The organism is Lelliottia nimipressuralis (assembly GCF_041464075.1).
In the GTDB taxonomy this organism is placed as follows: domain Bacteria; phylum Pseudomonadota; class Gammaproteobacteria; order Enterobacterales; family Enterobacteriaceae; genus Enterobacter; species Enterobacter nimipressuralis.
In genome coordinates this window covers 4,693,910-4,709,180 of record NZ_CP167172.1, presented here as the reverse complement: position 1 = coordinate 4,709,180, position 15,271 = coordinate 4,693,910, and the positions used below count along the sequence as shown (strand labels likewise).

Genomic DNA, 15,271 nt, shown 5'->3' with positions numbered 1-15,271 from the left:
GGCGGACTCCACTCGAACAATAAAAGAAAGATACTGAATATTCGTGATTGTTGGCACACGTCGACAAGACCCTGTGCAAAGGGTGACGTGCGAATTGCTATCTGCAATTTTTACCTGACCAGACCCCTTTGGATCCCGATCAGGACCGCGGATCATAGCCTAAACTGAGCCAGAGATCTTCTGTTTCTCACAGATTCTTCCCGATTTATCCACAGGAAGATCCGAAACCGGGTAAGTGTAAACGATCCTGAAGGGAGTGCCCCACGATTTAGCCCGCATATTGGAAAAATTAATGAGCACAGACAATTTTTTGCTTAAAAGATCTAATGATGATCCTGGACGATCCTTGCGCTTTGGTTGGGAGGTCGTATAATCCCCCACCCGGCGCGTGATGCTCGTCCTCCGCGCGGGACGCTGCTCATTTTCCACACGAAATCGTGCGGAAATACGCGGGAAATAAGGAAAGAGAATTGACTCCGGAGTGTACAATTATTACAATCCGGCCTCTTTAATCACCCACGCTGAGGCGTTAGTCGTTCGATAATCGTTCGGGTATACGCGAAAGTCAGTGAATTTATTCAAGTTTAGGTAGAAATCGCCATGAAACGCACTTTTCAACCGTCTGTACTGAAGCGCAACCGTTCTCACGGCTTCCGTGCTCGTATGGCTAATAAAAATGGTCGTCAGGTTCTGGCACGTCGTCGTGCTAAAGGCCGTTCTCGTCTGACCGTTTCTAAGTAATAAAAGCTAACCCCTGGTGGTTAAGCTAGCATTTCCCAGGGAGTTACGTTTGTTAACTCCCACTCATTTCACTTTCGTCTTCCAGCAGCCACAACGGGCTGGCACGCCGCAAATCACCATCCTCGGCCGCCAAAATTCGCTGGGGCATCCCCGCATCGGTCTAACTGTCGCCAAGAAAAACGTTAAGCGTGCGCATGAACGCAATCGGATTAAACGTCTGACGCGTGAAAGCTTCCGTTTACGTCAACATGAACTGCCTTCAATGGATTTCGTGGTGGTGGCTAAAAAAGGGGTTGCCGACCTCGATAACCGTGCTCTCTCGGAAGCGTTGGAAAAACTATGGCGCCGCCATTGTCGCCTGGCTCAAGGGTCCTGATAGCCTGTATTCGGGTCTATCAGCGCCTGATCAGTCCGCTGCTCGGGCCGCATTGTCGTTTCACTCCAACCTGTTCCAGCTACGGAATTGAGGCATTGCGCAGGTTTGGAGTGATAAAAGGCAGTTGGTTGACGGTGAAACGCGTATTAAAATGCCACCCTTTACACCCTGGTGGTGACGACCCCGTCCCACCCGGACCATTTGATACCAGAGAACACTAACGATGGATTCGCAACGCAATCTTTTAGTCATCGCTTTGTTGTTCGTGTCTTTCATGATCTGGCAGGCATGGGAGCAGGATAAAAATCCTCAACCACAGCCGCAACAGACCACGCAGACAACGACCACCGTAGCGGGTAGCGCCGCCGACCAGGGCGTACCGGCCAGTGGCCAAGGGAAGCAGATCACGGTGAAAACCGATGTGCTTGAGCTGACTATCAACACCCGTGGTGGCGATATTGAGCAGGCACTGCTGCTGACTTACCCGAAAGAGCTGAAGTCAAACGAGCCGTTCCAGCTGCTGGAAACGACGCCTGAGTTCCTGTATCAGGCTCAGAGCGGTCTGACCGGTCGTGATGGCCCGGACAACCCGGCTAATGGCGCTCGTCCGCTGTATAACGTCGACAGTGACACCTTTGTACTGGCTGATGGTCAGAACGAACTCGCGATCCCGATGACTTACACTGACGCCGCGGGCAACACCTTCACCAAAACCTTCACCCTGAAACGCGGTGAGTATGCGGTGAATGTGGGCTATAACGTGCAGAACGCCGGTGAGAAACCACTGGAAGTTTCCACGTTTGGTCAGCTGAAGCAGTCCATCAATCTGCCGTCTCACCGTGACACCGGAAGCAGCAACTTTGCGCTGCATACCTTCCGTGGCGCGGCGTACTCCACGCCAGATACCAAGTACGAGAAATACAAATTCGACACCATCGCCGATAACGAAAACCTGAACGTCAGTGCTAAAGGCGGTTGGGTTGCGATGCTGCAACAGTATTTCGCGACAGCGTGGGTGCCAAATAACAACGGTACCAACAACTTCTACACTGCGAACCTGGGCAATGGCATTGCGGCTATCGGCTACAAATCGCAGCCGGTTCTGGTTCAGCCTGGTCAAACAGGTCAACTGGCCAGCACCCTGTGGGTCGGTCCTGAGATTCAGGACAAAATGGCAGCCGTGGCACCGCATCTGGATCTGACCGTAGATTACGGTTGGTTGTGGTTCATCTCTCAGCCACTGTTCAAACTACTGAAGTGGATCCACAGCTTCCTGGGTAACTGGGGCTTCTCCATCATCGTTATTACCTTCATCGTTCGTGGCATCATGTACCCGCTGACCAAAGCGCAGTACACCTCCATGGCGAAGATGCGTATGCTGCAGCCGAAGATTGCGGCGATGCGTGAGCGTCTGGGCGATGATAAACAGCGTCAGAGCCAGGAAATGATGGCCCTGTATAAAGCAGAGAAAGTAAACCCACTGGGTGGTTGCTTCCCGCTGCTGATTCAGATGCCAATCTTCCTTGCGCTGTACTACATGCTGATGGGTTCCGTTGAGCTGCGCCACGCGCCGTTTGCTCTGTGGATCCATGACTTGTCTGCACAGGACCCGTACTACATCCTGCCGATCCTGATGGGCGTGACGATGTTCTTCATTCAGAAGATGTCGCCGACCACCGTGACCGACCCGATGCAGCAGAAGATCATGACCTTCATGCCGGTCATCTTCACCGTGTTCTTCCTGTGGTTCCCGTCAGGTCTGGTGCTGTACTATATCGTCAGCAACTTGGTGACCATCATCCAGCAGCAGCTGATCTACCGTGGTCTGGAAAAACGTGGCCTGCATAGCCGCGAAAAGAAAAAATCCTGATTCGGTAAGAGAACGCTAAAATAAGGGCGGTCATTTGACCGCCTTTTTTATTTGTATTTGACGAGACATCCCATGAGCCATAACGACACGATCGTCGCCCAGGCAACCCCACCGGGACGCGGTGGTGTAGGCATTCTGCGTATCTCCGGCCTCAAGGCGCGCGAGGTGGCCGAAGCCGTGCTGGGCAAACTGCCAAAGCCGCGTTACGCCGACTACCTGCCGTTTAAAGATGCAGACGGCACCGCGCTGGATCAGGGCATCGCGCTCTGGTTCCCAGGTCCGAACTCCTTTACCGGTGAAGACGTGCTGGAGCTGCAGGGCCACGGCGGTCCGGTGATCCTCGACCTGCTGTTAAAACGTATTCTGACCTTGCCGGGCCTGCGTATTGCTAAGCCTGGCGAGTTCTCCGAGCGTGCGTTCCTCAACGACAAGCTCGACCTGGCGCAGGCCGAAGCCATTGCTGACCTGATCGACGCCAGCTCTGAACAGGCGGCACGTTCTGCCCTGAACTCCCTGCAGGGCGCATTTTCCGCACGCGTGAACCATCTTGTGGAAGCACTCACTCACCTGCGAATCTACGTGGAAGCTGCCATCGACTTCCCCGATGAAGAGATCGACTTCCTCTCCGATGGTAAAATCGAAGCGCAGCTGAACAGCGTCATGTCCGATCTCGACGCCGTGCGCGCCGAAGCGCGTCAGGGCAGCCTGCTGCGCGAAGGGATGAAAGTGGTTATCGCCGGTCGCCCTAACGCCGGGAAATCGAGCCTGCTGAACGCCCTGGCGGGCCGCGAAGCGGCGATCGTGACGGATATTGCCGGCACGACCCGCGACGTACTGCGCGAGCATATTCATATCGACGGTATGCCTCTGCACATTATCGACACCGCCGGTCTGCGCGATGCCAGCGACGAAGTGGAGCGCATCGGCATCGAGCGTGCGTGGCAGGAGATCGAGCAGGCTGACCGCGTGCTGTTTATGGTCGACGGAACCACCACCGACGCCGTCGATCCCGCTGAAATCTGGCCGGACTTTATCGCCCGTCTGCCCGCCAAACTGCCGATTACCGTGGTGCGTAACAAAGCCGATAAAACAGGTGAAACGCTGGGCCTGAGCGATGTGAATGGTCACTCACTCATCCGTTTGTCGGCGCGTACCGGCGAAGGCGTAGATGACCTGCGTAACCATCTCAAACAGAGCATGGGCTTTGATACGAGCATGGAAGGCGGTTTCCTGGCCCGTCGCCGCCACCTCCAGGCGCTGGAACAAGCGGCTAATCATCTCGATCAGGGCAAAGCACAGCTGCTCGGCGCCTGGGCGGGTGAACTGCTGGCGGAAGAGCTGCGGCTGGCGCAGCAAAGCCTGAGTGAAATTACCGGTGAGTTTACTTCCGACGATTTGCTGGGTCGCATCTTCTCAAGCTTCTGTATCGGGAAATAACCTCCCGCCTCAAAGGTGATTTCCTCCTGGGAAATCACCTTTGTCCAAATGGCAACTCGCTTCTTTCCGCTTCTCCCCCTATGCTTCCAGCCTGCCGATCATGGGGGGTTTATGGCGCGTTTTCTGTTTTGTAGTTTTGCACTGGTTCTGCTTTATCCATCGGGCATTGATATGTATCTGGTCGGCCTGCCGCACATCGCGCGGGATCTGGGGGCCAGTGAAGCGCAACTGCACATCGCGTTTTCCGCCTATCTGGCAGGGATGGCATCGTCGATGGTGTTTGCCGGTAAGATTGCCGACAAAGCCGGGCGCCAGCCGGTGGCGATTACCGGTGCGGTGATTTTCGCCCTGGCTTCGGTCCTCTGCTCAATGGCGCAGGACAGCACGCTGTTCCTGACCGGGCGCTTCATTCAGGGCATTGGGGCGGGCGGCTGTTATGTGGTCGCGTTTGCCATTTTGCGCGATACCCTGAGCGCGCAGCGCCGCGCGAAGGTACTCTCGATGCTTAACGGTATCACCTGCATTATTCCGGTGCTGGCTCCGGTGATCGGTTATCTGATTATGCTTAAACTGCCGTGGCAGAGCCTGTTCTGGACGATGGCGGTGATGGGCATGCTGGTCTTCATCCTTTCTATCACCGTGCTGAAAGAGACGCATCCTGGCTCGCATCACGCGGGGAATGCCGCGACGATTCACCCGGCCGAAAAGCTCCTGAACCGCTTTTTCATCAGCCGTCTGCTGATCACCACCTTAAGCGTCGTGGTAATCCTCACCTATGTAAACGTTTCCCCGGTTTTACTGATGGAAACCATGGGCTTTGATCGCGGGGAATACTCCTCGGTAATGGCCTTAACGGCAATGGTCAGCATGGCGGTCTCATTCTCGACACCGTTCGCCCTTAACGTCTTCAGCCAGCGCAGCCTGATGCTGACCTCGCAGATCCTGTTCCTGATGGCCGGTGTGGTGCTGGCGACCGCAAGTTCCCACGCCATTATGCTGGCGGGGATTACCCTGATCTGCGCCGGTTTCTCGGTAGGGTTTGGCGTCGCGATGAGCCAGGCGCTGGGGCCGTTCTCCCTGCGCGCCGGTGTCGCCAGCTCTGCGCTCGGTATAGCTCAGGTGTGCGGTTCGTCCCTGTGGATTTGGCTGGCGGCGGTGATAGGTCTTAATGCGCTGAATATGCTGATCGGGATTCTGATTGGCTGTAGCATGGTCTGCATTCTGTTAATCATGGCGATACGGCCCGCAGCGCACTATGAAGAAGCCCATCAGCAGTCTCGATCTTAACCTCCTGCTGTGCCTGCAGCTGTTGCTGCAGGAACGCAGCGTCACGAAAGCAGCAAAACGGATGAACGTCACGCCGTCTGCGGTCAGTAAATCGCTGGCGAAACTGCGCGACTGGTTTGACGATCCGCTGTTTGTGAAAACGCCACTGGGCCTGCTGCCCACGCCGCTAACGGTGAGTCTTGAGCAAGATCTGACGGACTGGATGCAGATTGGCAATCAGATCCTGGATAAACCCCACCACGATTCCCCCTGCGGGCTGAAATTCGAGCTGGCGGCGGAAACGCCGCTGATGCTGATTCGCTTTAACGCTCTGTTAGAGCAAGTGAATCAGCGTTATCCGCAAGCCACCGTGCGGATGCGTCACTGGGATTACGACTCGCTGGATGCCATCACGCGCGGCGAAGTGGATATTGGTTTTACCGGGCGCGAAACGCATCCACGCTCGCGCGAACTGTTAAAGCTGCTCCCGTGGTTTATCGACCACGAAATCCTCTTCAGCGACCGCCCGTGCGTCTATCTGCGCGAAGACCATCCGGCGCTGCAGGAAGAGTGGAATCTCGACACCTTTTTACGCTACCCCCACATCAGCATCTTCTGGGAGCGCAGCGACACCTGGGCGCTGGACGAAGTGCTGAAAGAGATGGGCCGCGAGCGCAACATCGCCCTGAGCCTGCCGGGCTTTGAGCAGTCGATGTTTATGGCGGCACAACCCAACCACAACTATATCGCCACCGCGCCGCACTACTGCCATCACTACAATCAGCTCCACCAGCGTAAGCTGGTGAGTCGCCCCATTCCCATCGACGACGCGCAGGCCGAAAAGCTCAACGTACCTTTCACCCTGATCTGGCATAAGCGCAACAGTCACAACCCGAAAATCATCTGGCTGAAAGAGACGATCAAGGCGTTGTACTGCGATTCTCTGCGCCAGAGATCCGATTTTTCCCTCTAAAATGTAAAGTTCGGTCCCCGCGCTTCTCATTAGTGGATTTACCCATTAAAAGAGAGGCTCAGTTAAGCGATAATCATGTAACCGTTTAACCTGTCTCTGACCATTATCATGGAGCGAAAAATGGCAACGCATTTTGCAAGAGGGATCCTGACCGAAGGACGACTGGTGTCTGTCAGACTCTCCTCTTCCTGCCACAACGAGGCGCGCAAGCTTCCGGATCACCGACGCTCGCGCTTTTTGGCCTCCAGGGCGTTACTGTCCGAGCTGCTGTTTATGCTCTACGGCACCAGCGAACTGCCGGAGATGATCACCCAGCCTGAAGGCCGCCCTGTTTTTGCTGACCCGGCGCTACCGCGTTTTTCCATCGCCTACACGGGAAATATTGTTGGCGTGGCCCTTACAACGGAAGGCGATTGCGGACTGGATATGGAACTCCAGCGCGCGACTCGCGGTTTCCACGGCCCTCACGCGCACGACGCCTATCCTTTATCGAGCAATGAAAAGCTGTGGGTGCGTAATCAAAACGACCCCAACGAAGCTAAAGCGCAGCTCATTACCTTGCGACAGAGTATTCAAAAGCTCTCCGGCTGTGCGGCAGACGACGCCAGCCTGCTCCAGCTACTCCCCGGTTCAGGACGCCTGCGCGCAACCAAAGCGGCGCGCGTGGAGGCCCTCAGCGACGCCGAAGACGTGCTGATCTGGTCGATTGCCGTCACCCCTGCGATTGAGCGCCTGAAGATCTGGGAATTTGACAGCCGACACGGATGGCATAGCCTTCCTGATGTTCCCGCGCGCGCCAACGAACCCGCCGCGCGCCTGATGAGATTAACCAGTTTACCGGCAGAAAAAGCACTTACCCTTAACTGACCCGCTGATGGGCCATCATGATGAAAAAGGAGTAATCATGTCTGATACGTTGAAAGTTGTTACGTTACTGGGAAGCCTGCGCAAAGGTTCATTTAACGGGATGGTTGCCCGCACGTTGCCTAAGCTGGCACCGGCAGGAATGGAGGTCTCCGCGCTGCCATCGATCGGCGATATTCCTCTGTATGACGCCGATGTTCAGCAGGAAGAAGGGTTCCCGCAAAGCGTAGAAGCGCTGGCCGAGCAAATTCGCCAGGCCGATGGCGTGGTCATTGTGACGCCGGAGTACAACTATTCGGTGCCGGGCGGATTGAAGAATGCAATCGACTGGCTTTCCCGTTTACCTGAGCAGCCGCTTTCTGGCAAGCCGGTGCTGATCCAGACCAGCTCCATGGGCGCGATTGGCGGCGCACGCTGCCAGTATCATCTGCGTCAGATTCTGGTGTTCCTGGATGCAATGGTGATGAACAAGCCGGAATTTATGGGCGGCGTGATTCAGAACAAAGTGGATACGCAGACGGGCGAAGTGGTGGATCAGAGCACGCTGGATCATCTGACCGGTCAGTTGACCGCGTTTGGGGAGTATATTCAGCGGGTGAAAGCGTAAAGGAATCAGCCCTTTCCCGGCGGGAAAGGGCTTTTTGTTTATTTCGCGTCAATAAACACAATCTTCAGCACAAACAGCAGCGCCACCACGATCACGCATGGGCTGAGTTCGCGGAAACGACCGGTACCGATTTTCATCACGCAGTAGGAGATGAAGCCCAGAGCGATACCTTCGGTGATGGAGAAGCTAAACGGCATCATCACGGCGGTAATAAACGCCGGAACCGCTTCGGTTAAATCTTCCCACTTCACGCGCGACAGGCTCGACGTCATCAGCACGCCAACGTAAATCAGTGCGCCAGCGGCCGCGTACGGTGGAACCATCCCCGCCAGCGGAGAGAGGAAGATCACCAGCAGGAACAGCAGGCCTACGACGACGGCGGTCAGACCGGTACGGCCACCGACGGAGACGCCGGACGAGGACTCAATGTACGCCGTAACAGAAGAGGTCCCGATGAAAGAACCGGCAACAGACGAAATGCTATCCACATACAGCGCCTGTTTCATGCGCGGGAATTTGCCTTTCTCATCCGCCAGACCCGCTTTATCGGTCACACCGATAAGGGTGCCGGAGGAGTCGAACAGGTTCACCAGCATGAAGGAGAAAATCACACCCGCCAGGCCCAGATTAAACGAACCTGCCAGGTCGACGTGGCCAATCACCGTTGTCACACTTGGCGGTGCAGAAACGATACCGTTGTAATGCACGTCACCCAGCATCCAGCCGAACAGGGTGGTCACGATAATAGAGACCAGCACCGCGGCGTGAATATTACGGGATGCCAGAATCGCGATGATGAAGAAGCCCAGCACGCCCAACAGCACGCTGTGTGAGGTCAGGTTACCGATGCTCACCAGGGTTTCCGGGTTAGCGACGATCACACCCGCGTTTTTCAGCCCCATCATGCCGATGAACAGTCCGATACCACTGGTGATGCCGACACGCAGGCTCACCGGGATATTGGCAATCATCCAGTAACGTACGCGGAAAATAGTCAGCAGCAGCAAACCTACCGCGCCCCAGAAGATGGCGCCCATACCCACTTGCCATGGCAGACCCATCGCCTGCACAACCACGAATGCGAAGAAAGCGTTCAGACCCATTGCCGGTGCCAGTGCAACCGGAAGGTTAGCGAACACGCCCATCAGGATGCTGCCGAGTGCAGCGATCAGACAGGTGGTAACGAAGACCGCGCTGGTGTCCATGCCAGCCACGCCCAGAATCTGCGGGTTAACAAAAACGATATAAACCATCGTCAGGAAGGTGGTAAAACCGGCGATCACTTCAGTGCGTGCCGTTGTGCCGTGCTCGCGCAGTTTAAACACGCGCTCAAGCAGACCCTGACCAGATGTCTGGGTAGTGTGTTGTTGGCTCATCATCAGTTTCCGAACAAGGAGGGAAAAATCCGTCGCTATCCTATACCAAAATGCGACAATAGGCGCGTTTGCGAGCGACTTTTTTTCATTGATTTTGCTTATACGGCAACGATTGCGTCCCGCAAATTGCATTACGTAAACGTTAAACTTGTTAAAAGGGAAAGGCATGTCCGGAATTGAAGCGGTATTTTTCGACTGCGACGGTACGCTGGTCGACAGTGAGGTCATTTGTTCCCGTGCGTATGTCAGCATGTTCCAGGAATTCGGCATTACGCTCGATCTTGAAGAGACGTTCAAGCGCTTCAAAGGCGTTAAACTCTACGAGATCATCGACATTATCAACGCTGAGCACGGCGTCAGTCTGGCGAAGGCCGACTTAGAACCCGTTTACCGCGCCGAGGTCGCACGCCTTTTCGACTCGGAACTGGAGGTCATCGCCGGGGCAAACGCCCTGCTGGATTCGATGGCTGTGCCGATGTGCGTGGTGTCCAACGGCCCGGTCAGCAAAATGCAGCACTCCCTCGGCAAGCTTGAAATGTTGCACCATTTCCCGGAAAAACTGTTCAGCGGCTACGATATCCAGCGCTGGAAGCCCGATCCGGCCCTGATGTTCCACGCCGCGAAAGCGATGAACGTGAACGTTGAAAATTGCATTCTGGTGGATGATTCCAGCGCAGGCGCGCAGTCCGGGATTGATGCAGGGATGGAGGTGTTTTACTTCTGTGCCGATCCGCATAACAAACCGATCAGCCACCCGAAAGTGACGACCTTTACCGATCTGGCGCAGTTGCCGGAATTGTGGAAAGCGCGTGGGTGGGATATTACGCGTTAATGAAAAAAGCCGGACAGCACTCGCGCTTATCCGGCCTACAGATCCGTGGTTTTTCAGGCCCAGTAAGCGTCGCGCCACCGGGCTTTTTACTGCGGATCACTCTTTCGGGTCTTTCCCCGCCAGCAGCTTGTCCAGCTCATCCCCGCCCACGTGACGGAAATCCTGTCCCTTCACGAAGTAGAAGATGTATTCACAAATGTTCTGGCAGCGGTCGCCGATACGCTCGATAGAACGTGCGCAGAACAGGGCGGTCAGGACGCTCGGAATGGTGCGCGGATCTTCCATCATGTAGGTCATCAGCTGACGCACGATGCCTTCATACTCCTGGTCGACCTTCTTGTCTTCACGGTAGATACGCACCGCTTCATCGAGATCCATGCGCGCGAACGCATCCAGCACGTCATGTAGCATCTGCACCGTATGACGGCCCAACGATTCCAGGCTCACCAGCAGCGGCTGGTGCTGGTGGGAGAACTTTTCAAGCGCGGTGCGGCAGATTTTGTCCGCCACGTCGCCAATGCGTTCCAGCTCAGCGATGGTTTTGATGATCGCCATCACCAGACGCAGGTCGCTCGCCGTCGGCTGACGTTTCGCGATGATACGAACGCAGGCTTCGTCGATCGCTACTTCCATCATGTTGACGTTTTTGTCGCCTTCAACAACGCGCTTTGCCAGCTCGCTGTCCTGGTTGTGCATGGCGGTGATCGCATCAGACAGTTGCTGCTCGACCATACCGCCCATCGTCATCACCTGGGTGCGGATACTTTCCAGCTCTGCGTTGAACTGGCCGGAAATGTGTTTATTTAGATTGAGGTTATCCATGGTTTCTCCACATGCACTAAGGCAAATCAACCGTAGCGGCCAGTAATATAATCTTCGGTTTGTTTCTTCGCGGGCTTGGTGAACAAATCGTCCGTGTTGCTGAACTCAATCAACTCGCCCAGATACATAAACGCCGTATGGTCGGAACAACGCGCAGCCTGCTGCATGTTGTGGGTCACGATCACCACGGTGTAATCCTGTTTCAGCTCGGTGATCAGCTCTTCAATACGACCGGTGGAGATCGGGTCCAGGGCTGAGCACGGCTCATCCAGCAGCAACACTTCCGGGCGAATGGCGATACCCCGCGCAATGCACAGACGCTGCTGCTGACCACCGGAGAGAGAGTATCCGCTCTGGTGCAGTTTATCTTTGGTTTCGTTCCATAATGCGGCCTTGGTCAAGGCCCACTGCACGCGCTCGTCCATATCGGCACGGGAGAGTTTTTCGAACAGACGCACGCCAAACGCGATGTTGTCGTAGATCGACATCGGGAACGGCGTCGGTTTCTGGAACACCATCCCCACTTTGGCACGCAGCAGGGCGATATCCTGGGTATTGGTCAGAATGTTGTCGCCATCCAGCAGAATTTCGCCTTCCGCGCGCTGCTCAGGATACAGCTCAAACATCTTGTTAAAGGTGCGCAGCAGCGTGGATTTGCCACAACCTGATGGACCGATAAATGCCGTGACCTGGTTCTTGGCGATATCCAGGTTGATGTTTTTCAGGGCATGGAATTTACCGTAGTAGAAGTTCAAATCACGAACCTTGATCTTACCCGGTGCAGTATCAACCATACTCATTGACTCATTTCCTCATTCGGCGCCGCGTGATGCCGCGCCGTCAAAATTAACCGTGTTTCTGCTTCGCGAAGATGACGCGCGCCAGAATGTTCAGCAACAGTACGCAAAGGGTAATAATCAGCACGCCGGCCCAGGCCAGCTGCTGCCACTCCGCGAACGGGCTCATCGCAAATTTAAAGATGGTGACCGGCAGGTTGGCGATGGGCTGCATCATGTCCGTGCTCCAGAACTGATTGGAGAGCGCGGTGAACAGCAGCGGCGCGGTTTCACCCGCAATACGCGCAATTGCCAGCAGGATACCGGTCATGATCCCCGAGACCGACGCTTTCAGCGTGATCGCCGAAATCATTTTCCATTTCGGTGTGCCGAGTGCGTAAGCCGCTTCGCGCAGGCTGTCCGGCACCAGTTTCAGCATGTTCTCGGTGGTACGAATAACGATAGGCACCTGCAGCAGCGCCAGCGCAATGACGCCCGCCCAGCCGGAGAAGTGCTCCATCTGCGCTACCACAATGGTGTAGACGAACAGACCGACAACGATAGACGGCGCAGAGAGCAGGATGTCGTTGATGAAACGAATCACTTCCGCGACCCAGGATTTACGGCCATATTCCGCCAGATAAATCCCTGCCATGATCCCGAGCGGCGTACCGACGGCGGTCGCCCACAGGATCAGCAACCCGCTGCCCGCCAGGGCGTTCGCCAGGCCACCGCCCGCTGTATTCGGCGGCGGCGTCATTTCGGTGAACAGGGCAATCGACATCCCGTCGATGCCGCGCGTAATGGTAGAAAACAGGATCCACACCAGCCAGAACAGGCCAAACGCCATCGTTGCCATCGACAGCGTCAGCGCCAGACGGTTCTTCATGCGGCGGCGCGCCTGCATTTTGCGGCGAGATTCAGCCAGTTCAGCGGTGGATTGCATTTCGAGAGTCGTCATTAGCGTGCCCCCTCACTTTTTGCGAGGCGCATGATCATCAGCTTGGAGATCGCCAGAACAATAAAGGTGATAACAAACAGAATCAGGCCCAGCTCCATCAGTGCGGCCACGTGCAGCCCAGATTCCGCTTCGGCGAACTCATTTGCCAGCGCAGAGGTGATACTGTTGCCCGGCATATAGAGCGAAACGCTGTCGAGCTGGTAGGTGTTACCGATGATAAAGGTCACGGCCATGGTTTCACCCAGCGCGCGCCCGAGGCCCAGCATGATACCGCCGATAACACCATTTTTGGTGAACGGCAGGACGATACGCCAGATCACTTCCCAGGTGGTGCAACCGATCCCGTAGGCCGACTCTTTCATCATCACCGGGGTTTGTTCGAAGACATCGCGCATGACCGCCGCAATGTACGGAATAATCATGATGGCGAGAATTACGCCTGCGGCCAGAATACCAATCCCGAAGGCCGGACCGGAGAACAGTGCGCCCACAAATGGAATGTTGGAGAGGATATTCCCTACCGGCTCCTGAAAGTAGGTCGCGAACAGCGGCGCAAAAATGAACAAGCCCCACATGCCGTAAACGATACTCGGGATCGCCGCCAGCAGTTCAATCGCGATACCCAGCGGGCGTCGCAGCCAGCCAGGCGCCAGCTCCGTCAGGAACAGGGCGATACCGAAGCTCACCGGAACGGCAATCAGCAGGGCGATAAATGAGGTCACGAGCGTGCCGTAAATCGGCACCAGCGCACCGTAGATATCGTTTGGCGCGTCCCACTCTTTGGTCCACAGGAAGGAGAAACCGAATTTCTGGATGCTCGGCCAGGAGGAGAAAATCAGGGACACGATAATGCCGCCCAGCAGCAATAGCACAATCAGCGCAGCCAGTCGGACCAGCGCGCTGAAAATCTTGTCACCATGTTTCCCCGGAGGGCTAAAAGCAGGCTTGGTTGCAGCCATAAATCACTCTTCTGTTAAATACGTTTTACGAATAAGGGCGGGTGAAATCACCCGCCATTTTCGTCAGAATGCTGAATCAGTACAATGCTTTACCGCTGCTATCTTTTACGTTGGTTTTCCATGCAGCACGAATCTGCTCAACCACGCTGTCGGGCAGGCTGGCGTAATCCAGGTCATTAGCCTGTTTGCCGCCGTTTTTGTACGCCCAGTCGAAGAACTTCAGCACTTCGGCGCCCTGCTCAGGTTTTTTCTGGTCTTTGTGGATCAGAATGAAAGTGGTGGAGGTAATTGGCCATGCCTCGTCACCTTTCTGGTTAGTCAGGTCCTGCGCGAAGGATTTGCTCCAGTCTGCGCCTTTGGCAGCGTTCGCAAAGTTCTCTTCAGTCGGGCTAACCGGTTTGCCGTCGGCAGAGACAAGCTTGGTGTAAGCCAGGTTGTTCTGCTTAGCATAAGCGTACTCTACGTAGCCGATTGAGCCAGGCAGACGCTGTACGAACGCGGCGATACCGTCGTTACCTTTACCGCCCAGGCCCGTCGGCCAGTTCACAGTAGAGCCAGAACCGACTTTGGATTTCCACTCTTCGTTCACTTTCGCCAGGTAGCTGGTGAAGACGAAGGAGGTGCCGGAGCCGTCAGCGCGACGAACCACAGCGATGTTCTGCGAAGGCAGTTTTACACCTGGGTTCAGTTTGGTGATGGCTTCGTCATCCCATTTTTTGATTTTGCCGAGATAGATATCACCCAGCGTTTTGCCATCCAGCACCAGTTCGCCAGATTTGAGGCCAGGGATATTCACGGCCAGCACAACACCACCGATCACGGTCGGGAACTGGAACAGACCTTCCTGAGCCAGTTTGTCATCAGACAGCGGAGCGTCTGATGCGCCGAAATCAACGGTATTCGCCGTAATTTGTTTAACGCCACCGGAGGAGCCTATACCCTGATAGTTAACCTTGTTGCCGGTTTCTTTCTGGTAAGTATCAGCCCATTTGGCATACACCGGCGCAGGGAATGTTGCACCAGCGCCAGTCAGGCTTGCTTCTGCGAATACAGAGAAAGCGCTCAGAGATAAGGTCGCGGCGACAACAGTTGCGACAGTGGTACGCATAACTTTCATAATGTCTCCTGCAAGATTTCGTAAATCATTGTTTGAGTGGCTACGATGAGCAAAATAGGACAAACAGGTGACAGATAAATGTACGAATTATGACAGTTTTATGACACTGAAAGTTTGACTTAAGATTTCACAAAATTAGACTTAATAATCATCGCGTTAGCCACTTATGTGACAGTGAGATTTCAGAAAAATTTTCTTTCTGTGACACACTAATATGTAGCTGAAGATGACAGATTGTCATAAATAAAAAAAATAAGAATGGATGAAAAACGAACCGGGAAGGGATAAAAAAGC

16 protein-coding genes are annotated in these 15,271 nt (G+C 55.0%); 10 read left to right on the top strand and 6 right to left on the bottom strand.

Annotated features, from left to right (window positions below):
* Positions 1–600: 600 nt before the first annotated feature.
* The 9 genes from rpmH to ACB496_RS22485 all read left to right on the top strand — a co-directional run bounded on the left by rpmH (position 601) and on the right by ACB496_RS22485 (position 8,134).
* The gene (gene rpmH / locus ACB496_RS22525) at positions 601–741 is read left to right on the top strand and encodes a 50S ribosomal protein L34 (protein ID WP_003023858.1); all 141 of its coding nucleotides are present in this window, start codon (positions 601–603) and stop codon (positions 739–741) included.
* 16 nt (positions 742–757) lie between these two features.
* On the top strand, positions 758–1,117 hold the full coding sequence (rnpA, locus tag ACB496_RS22520; RefSeq protein ID WP_095284128.1) for a ribonuclease P protein component: 360 nt from the start codon (positions 758–760) through the stop codon (positions 1,115–1,117).
* The gene (yidD, locus tag ACB496_RS22515; RefSeq protein WP_100778281.1) at positions 1,081–1,338 is read left to right on the top strand and encodes a membrane protein insertion efficiency factor YidD; all 258 of its coding nucleotides are present in this window, start codon (positions 1,081–1,083) and stop codon (positions 1,336–1,338) included. The genes rnpA and yidD overlap by 37 nt, the downstream gene beginning before the upstream one ends.
* 2 nt (positions 1,339–1,340) lie before the next feature.
* The gene (gene yidC, locus ACB496_RS22510) at positions 1,341–2,987 is read left to right on the top strand and encodes a membrane protein insertase YidC (RefSeq protein ID WP_102105120.1); all 1,647 of its coding nucleotides are present in this window, start codon (positions 1,341–1,343) and stop codon (positions 2,985–2,987) included.
* A 72-nt stretch (positions 2,988–3,059) separates the two neighbouring features.
* Positions 3,060–4,424, top strand: coding sequence for a tRNA uridine-5-carboxymethylaminomethyl(34) synthesis GTPase MnmE (mnmE, locus tag ACB496_RS22505; protein ID WP_095284122.1), 1,365 nt, complete (start codon positions 3,060–3,062; stop codon positions 4,422–4,424).
* 111 nt (positions 4,425–4,535) lie between these two features.
* The gene (locus ACB496_RS22500) at positions 4,536–5,711 is read left to right on the top strand and encodes an MFS transporter (RefSeq protein WP_100778283.1); all 1,176 of its coding nucleotides are present in this window, start codon (positions 4,536–4,538) and stop codon (positions 5,709–5,711) included.
* Positions 5,680–6,663 carry an HTH-type transcriptional regulator YidZ gene (gene yidZ / locus ACB496_RS22495; RefSeq protein ID WP_371973867.1) on the top strand — a complete coding sequence of 328 codons (984 nt, stop codon included), beginning with the start codon at positions 5,680–5,682 and terminating at the stop codon, positions 6,661–6,663. The genes ACB496_RS22500 and yidZ overlap by 32 nt, the downstream gene beginning before the upstream one ends.
* 120 nt (positions 6,664–6,783) lie before the next feature.
* Complete coding sequence (locus ACB496_RS22490; protein ID WP_100778285.1) at positions 6,784–7,530, top strand: 4'-phosphopantetheinyl transferase family protein; 747 nt, start codon at positions 6,784–6,786, stop codon at positions 7,528–7,530.
* A gap of 37 nt (positions 7,531–7,567) precedes the next feature.
* On the top strand, positions 7,568–8,134 hold the full coding sequence (locus ACB496_RS22485) for an NADPH-dependent FMN reductase (RefSeq protein ID WP_102105123.1): 567 nt from the start codon (positions 7,568–7,570) through the stop codon (positions 8,132–8,134).
* A gap of 38 nt (positions 8,135–8,172) precedes the next feature.
* Here ACB496_RS22485 and adeP read toward each other — a convergent pair whose 3' ends face one another.
* Complete coding sequence (gene adeP / locus ACB496_RS22480) at positions 8,173–9,510, bottom strand: adenine permease AdeP (RefSeq protein WP_142503673.1); 1,338 nt, start codon at positions 9,508–9,510, stop codon at positions 8,173–8,175.
* A gap of 166 nt (positions 9,511–9,676) precedes the next feature.
* On the opposite strand from adeP, the gene yieH reads away from it, so the two are divergent.
* Entirely contained in the window at positions 9,677–10,342 is a 666-nt protein-coding gene (yieH, locus tag ACB496_RS22475; RefSeq protein WP_123429750.1) for a 6-phosphogluconate phosphatase, read from the top strand.
* 96 nt (positions 10,343–10,438) lie between these two features.
* Here the strand turns inward: yieH and phoU are convergent, their stop codons facing one another.
* The 5 genes from phoU to pstS all read right to left on the bottom strand — a co-directional run bounded on the left by phoU (position 10,439) and on the right by pstS (position 14,977).
* On the bottom strand, positions 10,439–11,164 hold the full coding sequence (gene phoU / locus ACB496_RS22470) for a phosphate signaling complex protein PhoU (RefSeq protein ID WP_095284109.1): 726 nt from the start codon (positions 11,162–11,164) through the stop codon (positions 10,439–10,441).
* Between the two features lie 26 nt (positions 11,165–11,190).
* Positions 11,191–11,964 carry a phosphate ABC transporter ATP-binding protein PstB gene (pstB, locus tag ACB496_RS22465; protein WP_100778288.1) on the bottom strand — a complete coding sequence of 258 codons (774 nt, stop codon included), beginning with the start codon at positions 11,962–11,964 and terminating at the stop codon, positions 11,191–11,193.
* 46 nt (positions 11,965–12,010) lie between these two features.
* Entirely contained in the window at positions 12,011–12,901 is an 891-nt protein-coding gene (gene pstA / locus ACB496_RS22460; protein ID WP_100778289.1) for a phosphate ABC transporter permease PstA, read from the bottom strand.
* A complete protein-coding gene (pstC, locus tag ACB496_RS22455) occupies positions 12,901–13,860 on the bottom strand; it encodes a phosphate ABC transporter permease PstC (RefSeq protein WP_100778290.1) in 960 nt (319 codons plus the stop codon). Before pstC ends, pstA begins: the two co-directional genes overlap by 1 nt.
* A gap of 76 nt (positions 13,861–13,936) precedes the next feature.
* The gene (pstS, locus tag ACB496_RS22450; protein ID WP_194513083.1) at positions 13,937–14,977 is read right to left on the bottom strand and encodes a phosphate ABC transporter substrate-binding protein PstS; all 1,041 of its coding nucleotides are present in this window, start codon (positions 14,975–14,977) and stop codon (positions 13,937–13,939) included.
* Positions 14,978–15,271 lie beyond the last annotated feature (294 nt).